Consider the following 24,183-nt stretch of genomic DNA (forward strand, 5'->3'; position numbering starts at 1 on the left):
AAGGAGACGCAATGCCTGATTTATCCCCCGGCTGCAGCCGGCCGGTTCCTGGTCAGCTCCTCAACGACGGCAGGTTCGGCGAGGGTGCTCGTATCGCCCAGATCGTCAAGTGAATTTGCGGCGATTTTACGGAGGATCCGCCGCATGATCTTCCCCGAGCGGGTCTTGGGCAGGCCGGGAGACCACTGGAGAACATCGGGCACGGCGATGGCCCCGATTTCCTTCCTGACCCACAGCAGGAGCTCTTCCCGCAGCACCTCAGAAGGGGGGCAATCCGCTTTCAAGGTCACATAGGCATAAATGCCCTGGCCCTTGATCTCGTGGGGAAAACCCACTACGGCCGCCTCCGCCACGCCGGGATGAGCCACCAAGGCGCTTTCCACCTCTGCTGTTCCCAGGCGGTGCCCCGATACATTGATGACGTCATCGATCCGCCCCGTAATCCAGTAGTCGCCATCCTCATCCCGGCGCGCGCCGTCACCTGTGAAGTAAACCCCCTTGTACATGGAGAAATAAGTCTGGAGAAATCGGGAATGATCGCCATAGATCGTTCGCAGCATACCCGGCCATGGATCGGTAATGACGAGATTGCCGTCTGCCGGCCCCTCCAGGAAATTGCCGGCGGCATCAACGATGGCCGGCTTTACACCGAAATAGGGCCGGGCGGCTGACCCCGGTTTGAGGGGCATGGCGCCCGGCAGGGGTGAAATGAGAATTCCGCCTGTTTCCGTCTGCCACCAGGTATCTACAATGGGACAGCGTTTTTCGCCAACCACGTCGTAATACCAGAGCCAGGCTTCAGGATTGATGGGTTCCCCGACAGTGCCCAAGAGTCGCAGACTCCTGCGGGATGTTTTTTGCACCGGCTCGTCGCCCTGGCGCATCAGGGCGCGAATGGCCGTCGGAGCGGTATAGAGAATGGAGATCCCGTGCTTGTCAACGATATTCCAAAAGCGGGACCAGTCCGGATAATGGGGTACACCTTCGAACATGACCGTGGTAGCGCCGTTGGCCAGCGGGCCGTAAATGATATAGCTGTGTCCCGTTACCCAGCCGATGTCCGCGGTACACCAGTAAATGTCGCCATCGTGATAGTCGAAGATGTGCTTATGGGTCATGGCCGAAAAGACCAGATAGCCCCCCGTTGTGTGCAGCACGCCTTTGGGCTTTCCCGTGGACCCGGAGGTATAGAGGATAAAAAGCGGGTCCTCGGCATCCATTTCTTCCGGCGGACAGTCGGTCGATGCATTTTCCATAAGTTCGCCCCACGGAAGATCTCTTCCCGGTATCCATGAAATGGCGGCGCCCGTGCGCTTCACCACGATCACCTTTTCGACAATGGGACATTTTTCTACGGCCTTGTCCGCGTTCTCTTTTGCGGGAATTCTCTGCCCTCCGCGCAATCCCTCATCAGCAGTGATCAAAACCCGCCCCTGGCAGTCCCGGATACGTTCCGCCAGAGAGTCCGCGGAAAAACCGCCGAATACGATGGAGTGCACGACTCCGATCCGGGTACAGGCCAGCATGGCCACCGCCAGTTCGGGAATCATGGGCAGATAGATGGTGACGCGATCACCCCGCCGCAATCCCAAAGACTTCAGAACATTGGCGAACCTGCAGACCTCTTCATGCAGCTGGCGATAGGAAAAGGACCTGCTTACCGCGGGATCGTCCCCCTCCCAGATGAGGGCGACCGCATCGCCACGCATGGGCAGATGACGATCCAGGCAGTTATAACTGACGTTCAGTTTCCCACCACAGAACCAGGAAATATGGACATCGCCGTCGAAGGATCCCTCCTTCACTTTCGTCCATGGGCGAAACCAATCGAGGCAGCCGGCCTGTTCTCCCCAAAAACCCTCGGGATCTGAAAGCGACTGCTCGTACATTCGCCGATAGGTAACATTGTCTATCCAGGCCGCTTTTGCCCAGGAATCCGGAACAGGAAACAACGTATCCGTCATGGCTCCCCCCTTTAACGCCTCTCTGTAACTGGAAAATTCTTCGCTTTTCTCTTTTGCCACCGGAAATGTGGCCTTCTTTTTTCCTGATGGATTCTTCTTGTCGAAGAAATTGCACGACCGGCATGATGTAATTATGTATCTGTAATTATTAATTATTTCAAGAAGATTTTTCAGAAATATGAAACCGCTCAGGCAATCTCAGGCGAGTCCGGAGTTGGCATGTCCAAAAAATCTATTTTTCAGGAGAATAGCGATCAGGGCAAGGACGCCGCCTGCCGAATCAATGCTCACATCCACCAGAGAAGCCGTTCTCGAAGCGACCCAGGATTGATGAAACTCATCGCTCAGGGCAAAGACCGCCACAGCAAGAATCGTGCAGAGGGCCCACCGCAGCTGCCAGCCCTGCCGAGCATTTCCACGGAGGGCACGGAAGAAAAGCAGTCCCAGGATAAAATACTCCGTGACGTGTCCGGCCTTTCGAATGAGTCCATGAAGCACGGCGATGTCATGCTCCGGGTATCCTGGCAGCAGGAAGCGCAGGAGAGGCCCGATAAACCGGGATGTATGATCCGCAGAGAATGTTCCGGTGGACATGGAGAAGATTACGCCCATCCAGATAAGAACGGGAAGCCAGTATCGAAGAAACGGATGATTCACCGGCTCACCTGTCTATCGTCCTTGAAAGACGGGCTTTCTTTTTTCCAGAAAGGCCTTCGCCGCCTCAAGATGATCTTCCGTTTCGGTAAGGAGGGATAATTGCGAAGAAATGTAGTCGAGGTGCGCCCTCAAGGTGCTGGTCTGCGCCTGGTAGACGGCCCGTTTCGTCATCCGGACAGCCAGCGGCGGCCTGTCGGCTATTTTTTCCGCCAGGGCGATGCTTTCGTCCAGGAGGCGGTCGTGGGGTACGACTCGATTTACAAGGCCCAGCCGGAGGGCTTCTTCGGGAGAGAGAACATCACCGGTGAGGAGAAGCTCCAGGGCCTTGGAGACGCCGACCAGGCGCGGCAGAAAGTATGCCCCTCCGTCCCCCGGTACGACGCCCAGGAGAATATAGGATTCGGCAAGCTTCGCCTTGTCCGAACAGATCCGGATGTCGCACATGAGGGCCATGTCCAGGCCCGCGCCCATGGCGGCGCCGTTGATTGCCGCAATGACCGGTTTGTCGAGGTCCTCCAGGGTCAGGACAATGCGATGAACCCCTTCCCAGAGGTAACTCTTCATGTCCCAGGAGCGTAGTTTCCCCTCGGCCATATCCCGGATATCGCCGCCCGAGCAGAACGTGTCCCCCTTCCCCGTAATGACGACCACCCTGACCCGATCGTCTCTCCGCGCCTCCTCAAGGCATTGGCGCCACAGCCGGATCATCTCGGGGCTGAAGGCGTTCTTCGCCTCCGGCCTGTTCAGGGTGATCATGGCGCGATGTCCCTCAACGCTGTACAGGATATGGTCTTCAGTCATGATTTTTCTCCAGGCTTTGTGGCATGTTGATCATCTGCCGCAGAGTTTCTCCGGCCCTTCCAGAGGGCACTCTGCCCCGTCACGCGAGAGATATCATATCCTGCAGAAAAGATTCAACCGCCGAACGGAGTAAGGAGGCAATAAAAAAGGCGGGGTGAAACCCCGCCTTTTTCGGCCATTCTGTTCTTTCACCGCTTGCCGATCCGTCGTCGCCGGATGACCGCGATACCGATCAGTCCCGGGGCGAGCAGGAGGGCCGCCGGAGGCAGGGGCACTGGAGCAACTCGCAAGTTGTCCATGGCAAAGTGTTTTCCGAAGCCGGAATACGCGGCAACACCCGTCCCTCCGTAAGAGTGGAAAGCCAACCGGTCAACGCCGCCGGACCAGTTTGGAGCATACCACATGGGAGCGTAGGCAGAGACGACAATTTCATCCGACCCGATAAGCATCCCTGAGCGGTATCCACTGATCTCAATGTGAAGGCCATTGTTCCATGCGGCTGTAAAATAGGCCCCGCTGAAGGTGAAAGGCGAATCGGCTACGATGGATGCATCGCGAGCCTGGCTGTTATAGACCACGTTGTTGATCGACACCACGCCCGCGGAGTAGCCGCTTTTCGCATACTGAGAGGCCGTAGCGTCAAGATAGGTAAAATTGGACCAGGAATAACCTGCGTAACCATCAGGCAGGGGCGTCAAGGTCCCGCTGAGATCATCGAAATCAAGCTCTGCGGCCCCTGCCACTGCCGATAGGCCCAATGACAGAGCACATGCCCACAGGAAAACAACCAGAAGCTTTTTCATAAGACCTCCCACCGGCTTATCCATCAAAGTTAAAGCGTGTTCCACGGATCTTGAAGTTGACATTCCCTGCAAACCTTGCAATCACTGTGCTATAAAAGCCTGATTTTCAAAATAATGCAATACCAGTTTTAAGGTATTTTCACTACGGTTTGGGAAACATGGATTAGGCGTGAGGCGTAGTCGGCTAAGAAAAAATGGAATATGACCTGTTTTCCAATCCGCACGGCGTACTTCAAGGGCATTGCAACGAACTCCATTGATTCGAAGAGCCCATCGCGTGATTCCGGAACGAACGGGAAAGGCAGGATCATGGACATGATCCTGCCTTTCCCGTCTGCAGGTCCTTTTACAGTTTGAAGAGAAGGTCCACATACGTGGGGATGGGCCACATGTCGCTGGGCATCAGCATCTCAATGCCGTCGATATCTGTCCGCAAGGTCTGTATCGCCGGAAACACCTTGTCACGATAGGCCTCAGCCTGCCTGGAGCAATCGGAAATCCCCTGAGCCGCTGTCAAGGCTTCTTCAAGCCTGGCCAGATTTTTATAGGTCGATGAGAGCAGGGCGCCCAGCTTTTTGATCAGATCTTCCTGGACAGACGCACGGACCGAAACAGCCTGGAAACTGGAAATGGAATCCGCCAGGAATGTCGCATATTCAAGACCGGCGGGCAGAATCTGCTTCTTGACCATGTCGATGGCTACCCGCGCTTCGATGTTGATCTGTTTCGCATAGGTGTCAACATAGATCTCGTAGCGGGAATGCAGTTCCTTTTCGGACAGAACTTCATACGTTCGGAAAAGGCCGATAGCCTTCTCCGTGACAAAGGCCTTCAAGGCGTCGATGGAGTTTTTTACATTGGGCAGGCCCCGCCTCTCAGCTTCCCGGACCCACTCCTCGCTGTAATTGTTTCCGTTGAAGATGATCCGGTGATGCTTCTCGTAGATTTCCTTGATGATCGCCGCGGCTTCTTTATTTTTATCCCTGGCCTTTTCGAGGCGGGTGGCGATTTCATCGAGGGCTTCGGCGGCAATGGTATTCAAGGCCACGTTGACCCCTGCAATGGATTGTGCCGATCCGACCATCCGGAACTCGAACTTGTTTCCCGTAAAGGCAAAGGGCGAGGTTCGATTGCGGTCCGTATTGTCCATGGGAATTTCGGGCAGGGTATCCACACCGACCTTCATATACTGCTCACCCTTGGCCGCGACCTTTTCGCCCTTGAAAAGCTTTCCCAGAATTTCCGTGACTTCTTCCCCCATGAAAATGGAGACAATGGCCGGAGGCGCTTCGTTGGCACCGAGACGGTGATCATTCCCGGCAGACGCACAGGTCGCCCGGAGGATGTCGGCATGGGTGTCGACAGCCTTGATCAGGGCGCTCAGAAACAGGAGGAACAGGACATTCTCACCGGGGGTGCGGCCGGGGTCCAGGAGATTGGTGCCGTCATCGGTGGACAGCGACCAGTTGTTGTGCTTTCCGGAACCATTGATCCCCGCATAGGGCTTCTCATGGAGCAGGCAGACCAGATCATGGCGCAGGGCGACCTTCTGCATGGTTTCCATGACGAGCTGGTTGTGGTCGGTGGCGATGTTTGTTGTGGCATACAGCGGAGCCATCTCAAACTGCGTCGGCGCCACCTCGTTGTGCTGTGTTTTGGAGCTTATGCCCATCTTCCACAGCTCGGTATTGAGATCTTTCATGTAATCCGAAACCCGGTCCTTGATGGAGCCGAAATACTGGTCTTCCAGTTCCTGCCCCTTGGGGGCCGGCGCGCCGAAGATCGTTCGCCCCGCCAGCATCAGATCGAGACGCTCCATGTAGAACTGCTTGTCAACCAGGAAATATTCCTGCTCCGGGCCGACGGTGGAGGTGACCTTGGTTGCGGTCACGTTGCCCATGGCCTTTAAAACCCTCAGGGCCTGCTTGGACACGGCTTTCATGGAGCGCAGCAGAGGCGTCTTCTTGTCGAGAGCTTCGCCGTGGTAGGAGTAAAAGGCCGTGGGAATCGTCAGGGTGACGTTGCCGCTTTCGTCCTCCTTCAGAAAGGCGTTGGAGGTGCAATCCCAGGCGGTATAACCTCTCGCCTCGAAGGTGGATCGCAGACCACCGCTCGGGAAGGAGGATGCATCCGGCTCTCCCTGAATAAGCTGCTTGCCGGAAAATTCCACAATTCCGCTGCCGTCTGCGGCAGGCGAGATGAAAGAGTCGTGTTTTTCAGCGGGTATTCCTGTCAGGGGCTGAAAACAGTGTGTATAGTGCGTCGCCCCTTTTTCGACAGCCCAATCCTTCATGGCATTGGCAACGACATTGGCGATGTCCGGCCGCAAGGGCATGTCTTTTTCGATCGTTTCCTTCAGCGCCTTGTAAACATCCTTGGGCAACCGCCCCTTCATCACTTTATCGCTGAATACGTTAGAACCAAAAATTTCAGCAAGATCCATCGTTATCTCCTTATTTTACCTTTTTGCATCATGCCCATGAATTTCACCTCATGAGCCTGGAGTTATTCTTAGCCGACCGTTTCAGTGCGCACATTATTGTATCGACAACAGGGAATGTGCACATTTTTGTGTTAAATACCACCGGGCGTTTCCCGCCTTTCCCCTCTGCGTCAAAATCCTTTTCTTTTCGGCATCCGTGGGATGCTCCAAAAAGATATCGTTACAACATCTTGTAATACTTCATTAATTCTGATGTGCCGCGGTCCGTTTTCCTGTCTGAATTCTTTCGTCGACGGAAGGAATTCTCCCGGTGTTCACCGGCTGTTCCATAACGTTCTTTTCACCGGCTTGTAAAGTGCATCTTTCCTGCCATCCTGCACGGAGGTGAAATAGCAGGGAAAAAGACCCGGGGTGCAATCTTCAGACGGCCGTGACAAGAGAGAATACTCAAGAAGATACTGTCATTGCGGCCGGGTCGATCCCCTCTGTTCTTGAATCCAGACAGATGTTCGTCTCATGGCTCCTCACGGTTTTCGCCTCTTTCCCATTTTGTAGAGTTTGCCTTGGGCAGAGATCGGGGTCGTTCAGGAAATCTGAGACGGGATTTTTGTTCAGGCATGGCTTTCCAGGCTGAATTTTCCGCGAACATAACATAATTATTCCGGAATGAATATAAGGATTCCAGAACGGCCCTATGGAAGGGATTTGCCATTGGCCTTGCCTGCCCGATTTCGGATATGGTAGAAAAGGATGGGAAGCCATCGTGATGAGAGGAGATCAACCATGAACGACCATAAAGGCAAGGGGAGAAGGCCCCGAACCCGCTGCTCGTCAAGTTTTCACCCCTTCTGAAGGCGCAGGAACCCGAAGGCCCCATCCTGGATCTGGCGTGCGGTGCGGGACAAAACGGCCTGTTTCTGGCCGGTTTGAACCTGCCGGTTATCCTGGCTGACCAGTCCAGGGAGGCGCTGGAAGACGCCAGGCGATCGGCAGAGGCCAGAGGCCTTCAGGTCCAGTTCCGGGAAATCGACCTGGAGACGGGAGAGAACCCCCTCCAGGAGGACTATTACCGGGCCATCATGGTTTTCCGTTACCTCCACCGGCCCTTGATGCCGTCTCTGAGGCGGGCGATCCGCAGGGGAGGAATCCTCATTTATGAAACGTTCACCATCGAACAGCCCAGATACGGCCGCCCCCGCAATCCCGATTTTCTGTTGAGGCCCGGGGAACTGGCTGGCTGGTTCAGGGACTGGGAGATCATCCATTCCTTTGAAGGCCTTCTGGAAAATCCCACCAGGGCGATGGCCCAGCTTGTCTGCCGCAAGCCCGCCTGATTCCCATCCCGATGTCCATCTGGAACAAAATTGTTGATCCATGCCCCGGCCAGGGGAAAAGCCCTTTAGAAAATTTTTACAGATATCGTTCATGATCAGCTAGTTGGACATTTCTTGTTCATGGGCACACATCTTGATCTTACTTGAAATGAGCGAAGGATGATTCGGTTTTTCAACGCGGCAGGGTTCCCGGCCATGCCGGCTGATGCGCTGACCCGCAGGTGACGAGCGGAAGGTTCGCTGTGTTAATCAAACCGCTTCAGAACAATTTTCACGAGTTCCCTGGAGAAGATGTCATGGAAAAAATACCCGCCCGAGTGAGCACGGGGCTCGAAGGTTTAGACAAGGTTATCGACGGCCTGAGAATCGGCGACAATGTCGTCTGGCAGGTGGATTCCATCTCGGACTACCGCTCTTTTGTCAAGCCTTTCGTGCAGCACGCCCTTTCTGAAAATCGAAAAGTCGTTTATCTGCGTTTTGCACAGCATGAGCCGCTTCTGGAAGAGAACAGGCGGATTACCCGTTATCACCTCGATGCCCAGAGCGGCTTCGAGTCGTTTTCGTCGGAGGTTTACAACATTGCGACCCGCGAAGGAGATGGGGTCTTTTACGTCTTTGATTCCCTTTCGGATCTTCTGTCCGCCTGGGCCACGGATCTGATGATCGGCAACTTCTTCCGGATCACCTGTCCCTATCTTTACCAGCTCGATACCGTTGCCTATTTTGCCCTGCTGCGCGACAACCACTCCTATAAAACCGTTGCCCGGATTCGGGAAACCACCCAGGTTCTCCTGGATGTCTACAATGTGGAAGACAGGATATACGTCCATCCCCTGAAGGTCATGGGACGCCATCTTCCCACCATGTTTCTCCCGCACCTCAAGAGTGGAAACCGTTTTTCGCCGGTAAGCAGCAGCATGGACACAGGGCAGCTCGTCCGCTATTTTTCCGGAAAGGGGCTGGAAAGCGCCAAACGAAATCTCGATTACTGGGATCGGCTTTTTCTTCATGTCCGGGATCTGCTGCAGGGAGAGATGGACGACGAGGAGAAAGGAAAGATCCTCGACCATCTCTGCGAGATCATGATCGGGCGGGAGGAGCGGATCCATGCGCTCGCCAGAAACTACCTCACCCTGGAAGACCTCTGCAACATCAAGGCACGGCTCATCGGGACGGGCTACATCGGCGGCAAGGCGGCAGGCATGCTGATCGCGCGCAAAATGCTCCTTCAGGATCCTTCCTTCGACTGGCCGCGCTATCTGGAGCCGCACGACTCCTTTTTCATCGGCTCGGATGTCTTCTACACCTACATTGTGGAAAATGGCTGGTGGAAACTGCGCATGGATCAGAAGACTCAGGAAGGGTACTTCGATGTCGCGCGGACTTTGCGCGAGCAGATGCTTCACGGCAGATTTCCCGATGAAATCGAGGAACAGTTCTGGCGGGTGATTGAGTATTTTGGCCAATCCCCGCTGATTGTGCGCTCCAGCAGCCTCCTGGAAGATGCCTTTGGAAATGCCTTTGCGGGCAAATATGAAAGCCTGTTCTGCGTCAACCAGGGGCCTCCCGAAGAACGCTACCGGCAGTTCAGGGAGGCGGTTCGTCGCATTTTCGCCAGCACGATGAATGAAGACGCCCTGGCCTACCGGCTGCAGCGGGGATTGGAACAGCATGACGAGCAGATGGCCCTCCTGGTTCAGCGGGTCTCCGGCTCCTACCGGAAGGAGTTTTTCTTCCCCGATCTGGCGGGCGTCGGCATCTCCTACAACACCTTTGTCTGGAAGAAGGAGATGGACCCCAGGGCCGGAATGGTCCGGCTGGTGCTGGGGCTGGGAACACGGGCGGTCAACCGGGTCGAGAACGATTACCCCCGCGTTATTCCCCTGGATGCCCCTTCCCTGCGTCCCCATTCCGGGGGCAGTGACATCAGGAGATATTCTCAGCACGATGTGGATGTCCTCAACATCGGCAAAAATGAATTTGAAACCATCCCGGCCAATGCTGTCCTGTCCGGGGATATGGGAATCCAGTCCGAGATGGTCGGGATTCGGGATCATGAAAGTGAGCAGCTGTTAAAAGAGCGGGGGCGGGGCGGCGAAGAGAGGTGGATCCTGACCTTTGACAGGCTTCTCTCTGAAACCCCTTTCCCGGGCGTCATGCAGAACATGATGAAAACGCTTGAAGAGAAGTACGATTATCCCGTGGATATCGAATTTACGACCAATTTTACCGGCGACGGCGCTTTCATGATCAATCTCGTCCAGTGCCGTCCGCTGCAGACCAAGGGCCGGCGCGAGGGGACCCGGGTGGACATCCCGTCCAAGCCGGCCCTGGAGCAGATCCTTTTCCAGACGGAGGGCAACTTTATGGGCGGCAGCATTGCCCAGGGGCTGAAGCGTCTTGTCTACGTGGATTACGAAGAATACAGCCGGCTGTCTCTCTCGGAAAAATACGATGTTGCCCGGCTGATCGGCAGACTGAACCGGATCAGCAAGCGGGAGGACTGCCCCGCCATTCTGTTGGGACCGGGCCGATGGGGCACCACGACCCCCTCGCTGGGCGTGCCGGTGCGGTTCGCCGAGATCAACAATTTCGTTGCGATTGTCGAAATCGCCTACATGACGGGGAGCCTGATGCCGGAACTGTCCTACGGCACGCACTTCTTCCAGGACCTGGTGGAGACGGACATTTTTTATGTGGCCCTCTTCCCGGAACAGGAGGAGTTCCTCTTCAATGTCGGCGTCATCAGGGAGGGGGAAAACCGGCTGCCCGTTCTTCTCCCGGAAAGCGCCCGCCATGGAAAGACGGTCATCGTCCGTGACGTGGAAAAGGAGGAATTCTCGCTCTTTGCCGACATCGTTTCCCGGAAGGTCCTCTGTTACCGTTCGATCATCCGGTAGGAAGCGGCCTCTTGCATCTTTTTCCAGTATCAGGAATAATCTCTTTGTGGACGTCCATCACACGGAAGCCATCAAGGTCAGGGTTACAGGACTGACACCGCGGCCACGATCGATTGGATCCATCAAAGAAGCATCCAGGAATGCCGAGGGAGGATCATGATCCAGGAGGAAAGAGTCGAGGCGCTCAATGCCGCGGAGCAAAGAAAGGGGAAGTATGTGCTGTACTGGATGCAGGCTTCCCAGAGAGCGCAGTGCAACCATGCCCTGGAATATGCCATTGTGCAGGCCAATGCCCTTGGCATACCGGTTGTTACATTTTTCGGAATGACGGACTCTTTTCCCGAGGGCAACCAGCGGCATTACACGTTTATGCTGGAGGGCCTCCGCGATGCAAAGCGCACCCTGGAGAAGAGGGGCATACAGCTCGTGATCCAGCGCTGTTCGCCGGAGCGGGGGGCCGTCATGATGAGCCGGGATGCCTCCCTGGCGGTTGTGGACCGGGGCTATCTCAGGATACAGAAGGCCTGGCGAAGGGATGGGGCCGCGGCCATGGATTGCCCTCTCCTCCAGGTCGAAAGCGACGTCGTCGTCCCGGTAAAAGAAGCGTCCCCCAAGGAGGAATATTCCGCAGCCACGATCCGGAAAAAAATTCATCGTAAGCTGACTTCGTACCTGATCCCTTTGAAGGAGACCCGGCCCCTGGCCGATTCCCTTGCCCTGGATTTCGAATCTTTTCCCGTCGAGGATGTGGAAAAGGCCCTTTCGCACCTCGAAGTGGATCGGAGTGTCCAGCCGGTCCCCGTTCTTCGGGGCGGATCCGGGGAGGCGGGCAGGCATCTTGAAATTTTTCTCGAGGACAAACTGGAGCATTATGCCGAGTTCAGAAATGATCCCACGCGGGATTACCTCTCTCTCATGAGCCCCTATCTCCATTTCGGACAGATCTCACCCCTGCACATCGCCCTGAGAATCTCCGGCTCGGGAGCCGCCGACGCCGAGGCCTATCTCGAGGAACTCATCGTGCGGCGGGAGTTGGGCATCAACTTCGTCTTCTACAATGACCGCTACGATACGTTTGCATCCCTTCCCGACTGGGCAATCAGGAGCCTCAAGGCCCACAGGCATGACCCCCGGCCTTATCGTTACTCCCGCCGGGAATTCGAGGAGGGGAACACTCACGATCCCTATTGGAACGCGGCGCAGAAGGAGATGGTGTTACGGGGGAAGATGCACGGTTATATGAGAATGTACTGGGGAAAGAAAATCCTGGAGTGGAGTTCGACTCCCGAGGAGGCTTACCAGACCGCCCTCTACCTCAACAACAAGTATGAACTGGACGGCAGGGATCCCAGCGGCTTCATGGGGGTCGCCTGGTGCTTCGGGAAGCACGACCGCCCCTGGGGAGAGCGTCCCATTTTCGGCAACGTCCGATACATGAACGCAGGGGGATTGAAGAGAAAATTTGATGCGGACGGGTATGTGCAATTGGTCCGACGATGGGAATCACAGAACGCTGAAGCCGGAGCAGGGGGGAACGATCTTCCCCGCTAGAAAAATCAGCCGGGAGTCAGGATATGAAAAGAGATCCGGCCTCACCTCGCCGGCAACCGGATTGAGAAGGCTCCCCTGCAGAGGCAGGAAGCGGGCCTTCTCCGCGGCGCCTGAAAGGCGGAATGGCTGAGGGGCAAGGACTCGAACCTCGATTTCCAGGGCCAGAACCAGGCGTCCTACCGTTAGACGACCCCTCAAGGACAGAAGGGGAAAGATCCCGATCCGGATTCGTATTGCTCTTCCGCCGCTGGCGGCAAAGGTCCGTTTCCGGGATCTGCTCCGGCTGTCCATGCTTTATGATGCGGCGCCGCAGGGCATTGCCCCCTGTCCGGATTCCCACTCGCTGAGCCCGTCGTCGTTTTTCGCGGGGGCCCCGGCCGCCTGCGGGATAATCTTCCGGTACACCCCTGCCGGCGGTCTTTTTTGTCCGTCAACCGTCAGGAGCCTGTCCACTGAGATGCCAAACAGTCTTTCGTTCTCCTCGAGGTAGGGCAGGATGAGATTCCAGTCCGCCTCGGTGACGGACGCAAACTGCCCGCCGTTGAGCTGCTCATTGACCAGCCTTTTCCGGGGATCCCTCACGTAGATCGCCCCGCCGGACGCCAGGGAAAAGATGTTGGAGCCCGGATATGGCGATTCATACTCGCGGATCGATCCGTCGTTATCGTCGAAACCGATGCCGTTGAGGATCACGAAGCCGCCGCCGTTGAGGGGATCGCCGGCCATGAAGGACTCCGCAAGGTAGTCCAGTGCCGTCCCGTTGATGACGACACGGGGTTTGCCGACGGCGTTGATCAGGGGCCGTCCTGCGGCATTCCCCATGATGTAGGCACTGCCGCCCTTGGCACCGTACATGAATGTCTGGCCGACATCGCCGTAGACAACCAGCTTCCCGTCTTTCATGATCTGGCAGAGCTGATCCTGGGCATTTCCATGAACATGGATCTCCAGGCCGTCGATGCCTGATGCCAGGTAATCACCCGAGGAGTCATAAACATCAATCCGCACATCCTTGACGACCGGGCCGAACCCGCAGCCGGTAAATCGCTGGCCACGGTATCTGTAAACAATGAACCTCTTCCAGCCAAGTTTGTAAGCGGCCACGATCAGCACCGCGTCACAGAGGTCACCTTCCGGCTCGAAGCGTTCTGCGTCGACAATGAGGGTCCGCTCATTCTTCCTGGGCGCCCGCAGCTGATCCCGGGTCGTAAAATCGATCCGGCGAAAAGCGGACTCCGATTCTTCCGAAATCAGCGGAGTCATGGAAAAGATCTCATCCAGGTTGACCTTCAGGACATGCTGGACGGAACTTCTCTTGATCCTGCCCGTGTCGTACCGCCGATCGTACAAAAGAGTCAGGGCCTCAATCGCCATTTGCTTGAATTCATCTTTTTCCAAGGCATACCGTTTAATGGTTTCAATGGCAAACCGGAAGTCGCCGGGTTCAAAATTCACGATCTGGCTCCGGATATAGGTGAACATTTTCTGTGCTGCATCCGTAGGTTCTTTTTCGGAAAACAGGCCCGCCAGCTTTTGTTCGATTTCCTTACACGATTCCGTCACGGCCACCGGTTTTGAGAGGTCACAGATGAGCTTGTCTTTGGGCGTTTCGATGACCTTTCCGAACTTGTCCGTACAGATGAGCTTCCTGTTTTCCGAACCGTCGCCGGCATCCTGAAGACTGAAGATGAAAGAGCCGCCGTCCGTATAGCTCCCGCCGCGGGCATTCCAGTATTTGTCGGCAATGGGCCCGAAGCGCGGATCTTCCCGTTCCAGGGAGATGAGCGTGGCGTCGATGGCCTGCTTTTCCGAACAGATCAGACCGATGGACACCTCCCCTTCCTGCAGGGCGAACACCTGGGGGCGGAGCATGGCCGTATCCGTAATGCCGATCAGTTGAAACCGGCTGTTCCTGACGTCATTGCGGGCAATGATGAAGAACCAGGGTCCGTCGGGTGAGGCGTTGACGTGATGGGTCGAAATGGCCTTGTAGAGCTCCTGCTTTTCTGCCGGAAGCATGTCGAAGTCCATTTCGGAGGTCGGCGCCATGGCCTCGATCAGGTATTCCAAGGGATACTTGTAGACGCGGCTCCACAGGTCCAGGAGCAGCGCAGCCTCCTCCGTATCGGTGAGAAACAGGGGAGTATAGTTCCTCTGTTTGAGGTATTCGTAAATGGCCTGATAGTTCGCAAAATCACCGTTGTGCACCAGGGCTTCATTGAGGGCGCTGAAGGGGTGGCAGCCGCCGGGGTGCCAGACGCGCCCCCGGGTGGGATACCGCTGGTGGGCCAGCCAGACGTGCGCCTTGAAGTCATCCAGTTTGTAGTAGCGGACCACATTTTCCGCATACCCGACGATTTTCAGGATCATCATGTTCCGGCCATGGGACATGACAAAGGCCTTCTTTTCACCGAGAGAGGCGTAATACCGGGTGTTGATCCGGAAGCTGTTCTGATAGACGAATTCGTCCTCGGCATCCCGCCGGTCCAGCGAGGAGAAATCATGTTCCCGAATGAACTGGTCCAGGACGTCGTCCCTGACGCGGACGAAATAGCGCATAATGTCCGGGGGTCTGACTTCAAGGCCGATGCTTCGATAATCATCGATCGTGGCCAGTTTCTCGGACTTGTCAATCCGGAAATACGGTTGAATGTAAGTCTGTTCTATCTCCTCGGCCACATCGGTTTCAAGGAGGGCGATGTGGAGCATGTAATCCTCATCGAGGACCTGCCGGGAGACTCCCAGCGCTTCCGGAATAAACCCCACCGCGCCGATGCCCCCGCCCTTCCCGTTGCCCCGGTTGTGCATCTGGACGGACGGCTCGAAGATGTTCTTCCCGGTGACGGGGATGGAACTGATGAATCCCGTAACGCCGCAGCCGCCTTCCTCCTCCGTATTCGAGGGGAGATCGGGCACCCGGCTGCAGAGTTCCGTGCGTGAAAGCAATATTTTGTCAGCGCTATCCATGATTTGCAAGCTCCGCCTTAATTACTGTAATCTATGTGCTCCAGCAGATCCGTCCGCCCGACAAGCTCCTTAACGCTCTTCATGCCGAACTTCTGAAGGATCTCAACGAGCTGGACATTCCATGCATGGTAGAAATTGGTCAGGCGTTGGGTCGCCCACTCCTCGGTGAAGAGGTCTGCCAGCTCGGAGTCCGTTGAAGCGATGCCCCGGGCGCAGCCGCGCCCCGATTCACAATTGCCGCAGCGGACACATTCCAGGGCAATCAACTCAGCCGTTCCAACCACGGCCCCGTCTGCGCCAAGGCAGATCGCCTTCGCCAGGTCATGGGCGGTCCGGATCCCTCCCGAAGCGATGAGGGTAATGGCGTCCCGGACGCCCTCATCCTTCAGGAAACGATGAACCTTGACGATGCCGTATTCGATGGGCATGGCGATGTTTTTCTTGGCGATATCCGGCGCCGCGCCGGTGCCCCCGTAACCGCCGTCGATGTGGATGATATGCGCACCGGCATAGTAGGAGCCGACAGCCACCATGTCCACGTCATTGGGCGTGGAAACCTTCACGGATACCAGGGCCTGGGGGTTCATCTCCTTGATCCAGTCGATGTGCTTCTTGTGATCCTCGATGGAATAGACCGAGTGAAAGGGAAAGGGCGAAAACAGGGAGGTTCCCTTGACGGCCTCGCGCATCCTGGCGACGCTTTCCGTATTCTTCTCTCCCAGCAGGTGTCCGCCAAGACCTGGCTTCGCACCCTGGGCGTACTTGAACTCGACGATCCTCACCCGCTGGATCGTCTCCTCGCGGACCCCGAAGAGACCGGTGGCCACCTGGGTGATCACATGGTCATCATAGGGGATGAGGTTCTCCGGATAACCGCCTTCACCGGAACAGGTAAAGGTGTTCCAGATGGTGGCATTGTGCGCCTTGGACACCATGGTGGGGAGGCTGACGGAACCGAAGGACATTCCACCGCCGTACATGGGGGTCGAGATGACCACATTCCCCCGCCCGTCGTTTCTCCGGTTCAGCTCGATGGCCGTGGAGATTTGGGAAGTGTCGACATACGGCGGATTGGCTGGGAATTTGAACCGCAGCTTGTCGAAGCCGCCGCCGGAATTGCCGACGGAATATTCAAGGTCCGTCCGCGTGGGCGGGTAACCCGTCTCGGCCATGATCCACGTCGCCGTAATGATGTCCGCCGTCCAGCGATAATCTCCCAGGGTATCGTACATGGGGTTGAGCGACAGGCTCAAGGCCTGGCGCGGGCACTTGCCGATGCAGCAGAACTCCTTGCTCCGGCACTCAAAGCCGATGCACTTGTAGTCGATCGGCGGATTCACCCTGTTGTGCCCCTCCACTCGTTCATGAACGCCGTAAGGGCACGTCCTGGCGCAGGTTCCGCAGTTGATGCAGGCATCCGACCGGGTGATCTTGTATTTCGGCACCTGGTGCCGGAAACGCGAAGGGATCTCTTTGATGGTTACGGCTGATGGTTTCATAGGTTGACTGCTTCCCTGTTTTTAAATAGTTTTCCAAAAGTGTCCTCGTCGACCTCCTCGAAGAAGATCGCCCGGCCTGTTTCTCCCCGCAGACGGCGGGCTTCCCGGATTCCCATGGCTCCCATCACCTCGAGGAGCTGCGAATGCCAGGCGCCCATGAGATTGATGACCCTCTGGGCAAGGATCGGTACGGGGATTTCTTCCAGTCCGCTTGGAAAAACCAGGAACTTTTCAGGCTCTTCATACAGCCGGACCCCCATCGCGATGAGCAGGGGCAGGTCCACGGCCGCCAGGTCCGCGCCGCAGATCATGGCCTTGGGAACATGCTCCGCCATGGCGATTCCCCCGGAAAAGATCAGGGTGACCTCGTCGCGGATCCTTTCACGGACAAGCCGCTGGTGGACGGACCGGATGATGTCCTTGAGCACCCTCGGAGGGGAGGTGGCATGACCATCCGCCTCCATGCCGCGGTAGTCGGCAACGATATGGATGATCTCCACGCCGCGTTGGGCAAGCCTGGAAACCGCGTCCTCGACGCCGTTGCCCGCCTGGATCCGAACGATGACCGGAGCGCCGCAGATTTCCTTCATTTTGTCCTTTATGCCCGAAATATTGTTCAGAAGTTCACCGTCATACTCCAGGGCGGCCAGCCGCGCTTTTTTCAGGAAAGCCGAGTGCCGGTCGATGTCCTGATGGGTCAGCAATGGAACAATGTTTCCGGCGTAGGGCTCCATCTCCGGTGTCAGGCCGTCCGCGGGCAGAAGAAGGAATGTCTCAATCTCCGCCGCCGCTTTGGCCAGGGCTGCCAGGACATTTCCCTTCAGGTTGTCGGCCGGAAGGTCGAAGACCAGGGGAAGGGGGAGATGGACCGTATCGAATGTCTTCGACAGCAGCCGCCCCTTGTCATCAAAGGACAGATGATTGAGTTTCCTGCCCAGCTCAACGGCGGTGCTGATGTACTCACGTCCATGGATTCCGTCCCGGGTCGGACGGACGATCTCCGACATGTCCGTCCACATGCCGTCAAATCCCGCACCGGTGAATGGACCTCTGTATCCGGCACCGGATACGGGCACCTTTCCGTCCTCCGCCTGCTTCCAGAGGGCAATGAGCATATGGGATTTCCAGTAAGAGCCGTCGTTGTTCAGGAAGTCCTGGTTCAGCGATTTTTCCAGGGCCCCCCGGGGGCACTCCTGGATGCACCGGAAACAGTTCCTGCAGACGGCCGTGTTGGGAGCCGCCATCTTCCGGGGATCGCCCCTCTCCCTCTTATGGGCTTCATAGATGCACACCTTGGTGCACTTGCCGCAGTTGATGCAGTTTTCTCCCCGCGTGATCCTGAACTTGAACAGGTATTCCATGTCCAGGGGGGTCGCTTTTGTGGAAATGTGGTATTTCTTCGGCATCGTCGTTCTTCTTCTCTGTGAAATGAAGTTGATCGATCTGGATCAGGCGTTTCTCTCCACCATCTCCCAGTATTCGTTACTCTTGTCGACCTTCTGCAGAAATTCCTTTATCTGGGCTTCCGGACGGCCGAACTTGCCTTCAAGCCTCTGTTCCAGAGCATCCCAGAACCTCATCAGTTCGAGATTGGTCTGGCAGATCTCCTCGCAGGCCTTGCAGTGCATGCACATGAAGGCATTTGCCGCTTCATCCCTGGTCACTTCCTTTCCTTCAATGAGTTTCTTGGCCAGGGCGACTTTCCCCTTTGCCGTGACCCCCTCGTTGTGCGTGATCAGGTAGGCTGGACAGACGGCAAGGCAGTTGCCGCACTTGGCGCAGGCATGGGTGCTTAACTCGAAATCAAGGTGGTCGATTTTCCTGTCCTTCCCGAAGAGCAGCGTGGCCGCCTTGCCGATGACCGGAGACAGCAAGGTCAGGAGATTCATGGAAAAGCGGAACACAGCCGGTTGAAAGACGAGGGAGGCAAGGGCCGTTGAGTCGACCGCAAAGAATTTTCCCGGGTTCAGGATGCCGTTCGGATCCATCTTGGCTTTGTACGCCTTGAGCGCCCGCTGCCTCTCCGGATTGTACAGGGCATCGATGAAGGCGGCATTCCAGAGGCCCAGGCCGTAGGGCTCGGCCCCCAGGGAAACGGCCTTTTGAGTAAGCATGGAAACGAGGGGCATATTGATCATGTATTTTTTCTTCCGTGAGTCACAGAGGAAGGTGGCCATGATCAGCGCCTTTTTTTCATCGAGGATATAGGAATCGATGCAGATTTCCACGCCGAACCGGTCTCCAAGCATCTTTGCCTCTTCAATAAACTCTGCGGCCGCGGAAATCGGGATGATGATTTCGCTCGCCAGAATGGTCGGCCCCAGGCGCTTGGTCTTCATTCCGAAAAGGCGCTCATTCCAGAGGTAGCGCGCGGCATAGCGGGGCGCCGCCTCGACGATCCCTGATTTGGCAATGTATCCTTCAAAGCGTTCTTCATCCTCGGCACTGCCGAATTCAAACAGGACGCCGGCGCTCTTCCTGAAAATCTCAGCCCGGATGACCTCGTTGGTGTCGTTGAGATGATTCTCATCCAGAAAGCGGATGACGTTGGGATTGAGATTCTCGGACCTCCTGCTTTTCAAGAAGCGGCCGATGAATTCAAAAGCCGACCGGTCGTCCTTGAAATAAAGCAGATGGGCATAGGAGGCTTCCGGCACATCCCGCAGTTTGAGCGTGGCCTCAACGATGATCCCAAGCTCCCCTTCGGTGGACACAAAGAAGTTGAATTCCGGGTCGGAAGGGGAAAGCGCCTTGAGCTCCCCGGCGCCGGTGATCACCTTCATCGACACAATCTGCCTTGACAGGTGCCCGTACCTGAAGCTGTTGATTCCGTAGCCCCCCGTGGAGATCCAGCCGGCCACGGTAGAGAACTTGCTGGAGGGGTAGGTCATCAGGCACAGCCCAACCTTCTTGGCCATCAGGTCAATATCGCTCCACCTTGCGCCCGCCTCAACGGTAACGGTCTTATTCCCGGTGTTCATCTCCAGGATTTTCCGGAACGGAGACAGGTCCACAACAATCCCGGCCTTCGTCGGAATCACGCCACCGAAGCCCCATGATGCAGAACCTCTCGGTATGACGGGAATTTTCTCCCTGTTGGCAAACTCCAGGATCTTCTGGATCTCGTCCACGCTTTTCGGCTGGACGACAAAATCGGGTTGCGTTTTAAAAAATGCCCTGGTCATGATGTCGGGGACATCCCCGATATCATGGGAGAACATCTCTCTTTCTTCCGGCTTGTCGAGGATGGTAATATCGCCCGCGGCCTTTATGAATTCTTCAATCGGTTTCATGTTTCCCATGTCTCTTCAACTCTCATTCATATCGAGAGGCAAGACCCTCTCTTGTTCTCAGAGATGACAGAATGAACTCTCATTTGTTCCCTTAAGCGCAAGATGAGTGCCACGATCTGAACGTTACTTCCCGGGGCTCCAGGGAGAATGCATTTTTTATATCTGAGGGGGGGGATATTGAGACCTAGTATTTCAATTGGCCAATAATAAAGGGGAAAAATTAAATTTCCTCGTTTCCAAGCAGCAAGAAACTTCGATATGATTACTCAACAAATCCATTTTTGAAGCTGTAGCAAACTTTGAGAGGAAAAATAAAGGAACTAAATTGTATAAAATTTTAATTTCAGAACAAATTTGTTCTTTAAGGAATCTTTGTTATTGCGACCAATCCCTTGAATAGAACTCGCTGATGGCACATATTGATCCTATAAAAAAAGCGGGTTCATTCATGGAAGTAGGACTTGGGCAGGACGCTCAGAATTCAGCCGTGCGGAAAGCGCCTTAAAGAACTTTCTTACTGAGATGGAAGGTTCACTCTCGAGAGAGGTTATTATTTTTTACGAATTATGTACCTCTGTTGCACCCCCGGCAAAGCCGGGGATGCAACAGAAAAAACTACACGTATGTCCCTTGGATATAATCATTCAGGTGCTTGATCAGATCCTCATGTTCCGAAAGCGTGGCTTTAACAACATTACCGATGGAAATGATGCCCACCATCTTATCCCCATCGAAAACAGGCAAATGACGGATGTTATTGTTCGACATGACGGCCAAACATTCCGCTGCTGTGCTGCTGACATTAACGCTCATAACCGGTGCGGTCATAATTTCCCTGACTTTTGTTGCGTTAGGATCTCTGCCTGCCAGGGTGATCTTCCTCGAATAATCCCGTTCTGTTACAATACCCACCAGTTCGTTGTTCTCGACCACGGTAAGTGCCATCACATTCTTTTCCAGCGCCAGCTGAAGGGCCGAATAGGCGCTATCGTCAGGACTAATGGAAAAGATGTCACTGTAACCTTTTGCCTTTAACATATCTCTTGCGTTGACAATAAGCATTGTCTTACCTCCTTGATCCAAAGCTGTTTAAAATAGTTAGAACTGTCCAAGTTACTCAGTGAATCCAATTAATTATTTTTCCTTCTTACTTAAGTTCATTTGTGAGCATGAAACACTCTTTCGATTTTTTAACTTTCCTTCAACCCAAAAGCATTAACAGCCTCCTGTATTTAACAACATAAAAAAGACATTGTGAAATCTCTCTGTTTCATGTGATGCTGATAAAGGTTTACTATTAAAAAAACATCCTCGATTTTTATTATATTTTTTAATAGCAGGCAATCCTATGTTTGTCAATTTTATTGATCCAAGCAAACATATCCTGGTTCTCACGATTCTTCCAATCTGTTGATTCTATATAAAAAACGGGCGGCAAGAAGTATAAGTTGACGAAGCAGTGCTGGAATTGGTCCTCATGGGAAACTCATATTCCAATGAGGATTCATTGACCGAAAAACTGGCGGTAAAGCAGATTGATGTCCTGACCGAAAGAGTCAATTACTTCTGCTTCCATCAGATTTACATCACGAACGGGCTTACGTGCATCATAAGAGGATATTTTTTTCATTCCGAAGGCCCAGGAATTCAAATCAGGGTTTGAAATAGGACATTTTTGTCTAGGTTTTTTTTGACCGGCAGCGGACTACGCTTCCCGACAAGCCAAGGAGGAAATCCTTCTGGGGCTTTGTTGAATCATTCTGAATCACGGCGGCAGGAAAGACCGGTCAGTCGGCGGAGATTTCCACCAAGGATGGCCTCCCGTTCCCGATCACCGATGGCCAGGGAAAGCACTTTCTGCAGCTCGGCCTTCATGGTGCCGAAGGGGATATCCGACCCGAAGAGAATCCGCTCCGCTCCAACTTCCTGAACAAAACGCCCGATGGTTTGCGGTGTGGCCAGGGCCGTATCGAAAAAGACGTGCTCGTTCTTCTTGAAGGTGGCTAGGAACTCCAGGGGATTTCCGCCCAGCATCCCCAGGTGGGGAATAATGAGGTTGAGTTTTCCGGACCGCTTTGCCAGCGCTTCGGTAAATTCAAGCTCTTCCTCGACGATCAGGGGCAGGCCGATGGCCTCCGACTGTTCCAGAAATTCCGGCAGCGCCGGGTCATCCAGGACCTCATAGTTTGAAGAGCAGTCCGATATCCCCCGCGTCCAGTGCCATTTTCCCCCGAAAAAACCTTTTTCCCCGGGGATCGTCCGCAGGTCGTCGGGGATGTAATAATAGGGAATGAACTGGGGAATGCGGCGGGCTTCATCGAGGAGTTCCCCGTTGATGCCTTCATCCGCCAGGGCCTGTGAGGGGAAAGGAAAGATCACGATCCGGTCCACGCCGCTCTGCCGGGCCTGCCGAAGCAGCTCATCGGTGGTCACGGTTATGCCCATTTGCGCGGAAGGCCCCCAGTGGGTATGCGAATCAATGATTTCCACGGGTCATCCTCCACGTATTTCGGAATGTCCGGCTGGACATCCCCGCTTTTCGAACGTCTTCCCGCTGACTACTCGAAACAGAGTTTCTGGATTTCCCCGGGCGGTTTCAGGGGGTATTTTCCTGTGTAGCAGGCCAGGCAGAAGGACTCCGGGTTCATGTTCGCACTGCGGACCAGCCCGCTCAGGCTGAGGTAGTGCATGGAGTCCAGACCGATGAACCGGGCGATCTCCTCTTCGTTGTCTCGATGGGCGGCCAGGAGCTCTCCCTTTGCCGAAAAATCGATCCCGTAGGGGCAGGGAAAGCGGGTCGGCGGACAGCTGATGGCCATGTGGAGAGACTTCGCCCCGTTTTCCCGGAGATAACGGACCCTGTTGCGGCTGGTTGTCCCCCGGATGATGGAATCTTCGACAATCAATATCCTTTTTCCCGCAATCAGCGGCTTGACGGGGTTCAGCTTCACCCTGACGGCGAAATCCCGCATGGGCTGGGTCGGCTGGATAAAGGTCCGGCCCACATAGTGGTTGCGGATCATCCCCATCTCGAAGGGAAATCCGCTCTCTTCCGCATACCCCAGGGCGGCATAGTTGCCCGAATCGGGGAAAGGCATGACAAAATCGGCATCAGGCCGGTATTCCTGCGCCAAGGCATGGCCGAACCGCTTCCGGCAGAGATAGACATTCTGCCCGAAGATCTGGCTGTCCGGCCTGGCGAAATAGATGAGCTCGAAGACGCAGTGGGAATGGGGCATGCGGGGGAAGGGGCTCAGGCTGGTCACCCCCTGTTCATCAATAAGAATAATCTCACCCGGTTCGACGTCCCGCAGATACTGGGCGCCCAGAAGATCAAAGGCGCAAGTCTCCGATGCCACAACCCATCCGTCATTGAGGCGGCCCAGCGACAAAGGGCGGAAGCCGCGGGGGTCGCGGAAGGCGATAATCGAGTTCCGGGTCAGCATGACGATGCTGTAGGCGCCCTGAACCCGCTGGAGCGCCGCTTTCAAAGCCGCCTCAATGCCTCTCTTGAGATGGGGCGCCATGAGGTGAACGATGACCTCGCTGTCCATGGTGGATTGGAAGATGGATCCTGAGTCTTCCAACTCCCGGCGCAGGGACTGGGCATTGATCAGATTGCCGTTGTGCCCCAGGGCGTAGTATTCTTCGCCGTGATGAACGACAAAGGGCTGAGCGTTGGACAGGGAGGATGAACCGGTTGTGGAATAGCGGACGTGTCCGATGGCCATGGTGCCGGGAAGGCGGGCCAGATGTTCTTCATGGAACACTTCCGAGACAAGCCCCATCCCCTTGTAGGTCCGGACCGTGTGTCCATCCGCCGTTGCAATGCCTGCGCTTTCCTGCCCCCGGTGCTGCAGGGCGAAGAGCCCGAAAAAGGTGAGCCGTGCAGCCTCGGGATGCCCGTACACGGCAAAAATGCCGCAGGCCTCGCGGGGTTTATCTTCAAAAACAAGATCTTCATCCATGGG

The 24,183-nt window shown here is 55.4% G+C and carries 15 protein-coding genes and 1 tRNA gene; 3 read left to right on the top strand and 13 right to left on the bottom strand.

What is annotated here, in order from left to right; translation table 11 throughout:
* Nucleotides 1-20 precede the first annotated feature (20 nt).
* From acs to AB3175_RS05835, 5 genes are all read right to left on the bottom strand, one after another.
* On the bottom strand, nt 21-1,964 hold the full coding sequence (gene acs / locus AB3175_RS05815) for an acetate--CoA ligase (RefSeq protein WP_367360141.1): 1,944 nt from the start codon (nt 1,962-1,964) through the stop codon (nt 21-23).
* A 198-nt stretch (nt 1,965-2,162) separates the two neighbouring features.
* Nucleotides 2,163-2,621 (bottom strand): VanZ family protein, encoded by a 459-nt coding sequence (locus AB3175_RS05820; protein ID WP_367360004.1) that lies wholly within the window; start codon nt 2,619-2,621, stop codon nt 2,163-2,165.
* A gap of 12 nt (nt 2,622-2,633) precedes the next feature.
* Nucleotides 2,634-3,422, bottom strand: coding sequence for an enoyl-CoA hydratase/isomerase family protein (locus AB3175_RS05825; protein WP_367360005.1), 789 nt, complete (start codon nt 3,420-3,422; stop codon nt 2,634-2,636).
* A 188-nt stretch (nt 3,423-3,610) separates the two neighbouring features.
* Nucleotides 3,611-4,225, bottom strand: coding sequence for a hypothetical protein (locus AB3175_RS05830; RefSeq protein ID WP_367360006.1), 615 nt, complete (start codon nt 4,223-4,225; stop codon nt 3,611-3,613).
* Between the two features lie 346 nt (nt 4,226-4,571).
* Nucleotides 4,572-6,668 (bottom strand): glutamine synthetase III, encoded by a 2,097-nt coding sequence (locus AB3175_RS05835; RefSeq protein ID WP_367360007.1) that lies wholly within the window; start codon nt 6,666-6,668, stop codon nt 4,572-4,574.
* A gap of 848 nt (nt 6,669-7,516) precedes the next feature.
* Here AB3175_RS05835 and AB3175_RS05840 point away from each other — a divergent pair.
* The 3 genes from AB3175_RS05840 to AB3175_RS05850 all read left to right on the top strand — a co-directional run bounded on the left by AB3175_RS05840 (nt 7,517) and on the right by AB3175_RS05850 (nt 12,453).
* Nucleotides 7,517-8,002 carry a methyltransferase domain-containing protein gene (locus tag AB3175_RS05840; protein WP_367360142.1) on the top strand — a complete coding sequence of 162 codons (486 nt, stop codon included), beginning with the start codon at nt 7,517-7,519 and terminating at the stop codon, nt 8,000-8,002.
* Nucleotides 8,003-8,298: 296 nt separating this feature from the next.
* On the top strand, nt 8,299-10,902 hold the full coding sequence (locus AB3175_RS05845) for a PEP/pyruvate-binding domain-containing protein (protein ID WP_367360008.1): 2,604 nt from the start codon (nt 8,299-8,301) through the stop codon (nt 10,900-10,902).
* 156 nt (nt 10,903-11,058) lie between these two features.
* Nucleotides 11,059-12,453, top strand: a complete 1,395-nt coding sequence (locus AB3175_RS05850; RefSeq protein WP_367360009.1) for a deoxyribodipyrimidine photo-lyase — start codon at nt 11,059-11,061, stop codon at nt 12,451-12,453.
* Between the two features lie 123 nt (nt 12,454-12,576).
* Here the strand turns inward: AB3175_RS05850 and AB3175_RS05855 are convergent.
* The 8 genes from AB3175_RS05855 to purF all read right to left on the bottom strand — a co-directional run bounded on the left by AB3175_RS05855 (nt 12,577) and on the right by purF (nt 24,180).
* Nucleotides 12,577-12,650: transfer RNA gene (locus AB3175_RS05855), tRNA-Gln, on the bottom strand.
* A gap of 97 nt (nt 12,651-12,747) precedes the next feature.
* The gene (locus AB3175_RS05860) at nt 12,748-15,420 is read right to left on the bottom strand and encodes a glutamate synthase (protein ID WP_367360010.1); all 2,673 of its coding nucleotides are present in this window, start codon (nt 15,418-15,420) and stop codon (nt 12,748-12,750) included.
* 17 nt (nt 15,421-15,437) lie between these two features.
* A complete protein-coding gene (locus AB3175_RS05865; protein WP_367360011.1) occupies nt 15,438-16,919 on the bottom strand; it encodes a glutamate synthase-related protein in 1,482 nt (493 codons plus the stop codon).
* The gene (locus tag AB3175_RS05870) at nt 16,916-18,325 is read right to left on the bottom strand and encodes a glutamate synthase-related protein (protein ID WP_367360012.1); all 1,410 of its coding nucleotides are present in this window, start codon (nt 18,323-18,325) and stop codon (nt 16,916-16,918) included. Before AB3175_RS05870 ends, AB3175_RS05865 begins: the two co-directional genes overlap by 4 nt.
* A gap of 42 nt (nt 18,326-18,367) precedes the next feature.
* On the bottom strand, nt 18,368-20,212 hold the full coding sequence (locus AB3175_RS05875; protein ID WP_367360013.1) for an FAD-binding protein: 1,845 nt from the start codon (nt 20,210-20,212) through the stop codon (nt 18,368-18,370).
* A gap of 615 nt (nt 20,213-20,827) precedes the next feature.
* Nucleotides 20,828-21,274, bottom strand: coding sequence for a CBS domain-containing protein (locus tag AB3175_RS05880; protein ID WP_367360014.1), 447 nt, complete (start codon nt 21,272-21,274; stop codon nt 20,828-20,830).
* A 693-nt stretch (nt 21,275-21,967) separates the two neighbouring features.
* Nucleotides 21,968-22,702 (bottom strand): amidohydrolase family protein, encoded by a 735-nt coding sequence (locus AB3175_RS05885; protein WP_367360015.1) that lies wholly within the window; start codon nt 22,700-22,702, stop codon nt 21,968-21,970.
* A gap of 68 nt (nt 22,703-22,770) precedes the next feature.
* On the bottom strand, nt 22,771-24,180 hold the full coding sequence (purF, locus tag AB3175_RS05890; protein WP_367360143.1) for an amidophosphoribosyltransferase: 1,410 nt from the start codon (nt 24,178-24,180) through the stop codon (nt 22,771-22,773).
* Nucleotides 24,181-24,183: the final 3 nt, after the last annotated feature.

Origin of the sequence: Syntrophus sp. (in: bacteria), assembly GCF_040768185.1 — a bacterium.
GTDB lineage: Bacteria > Desulfobacterota > Syntrophia > Syntrophales > Syntrophaceae > Syntrophus > Syntrophus buswellii.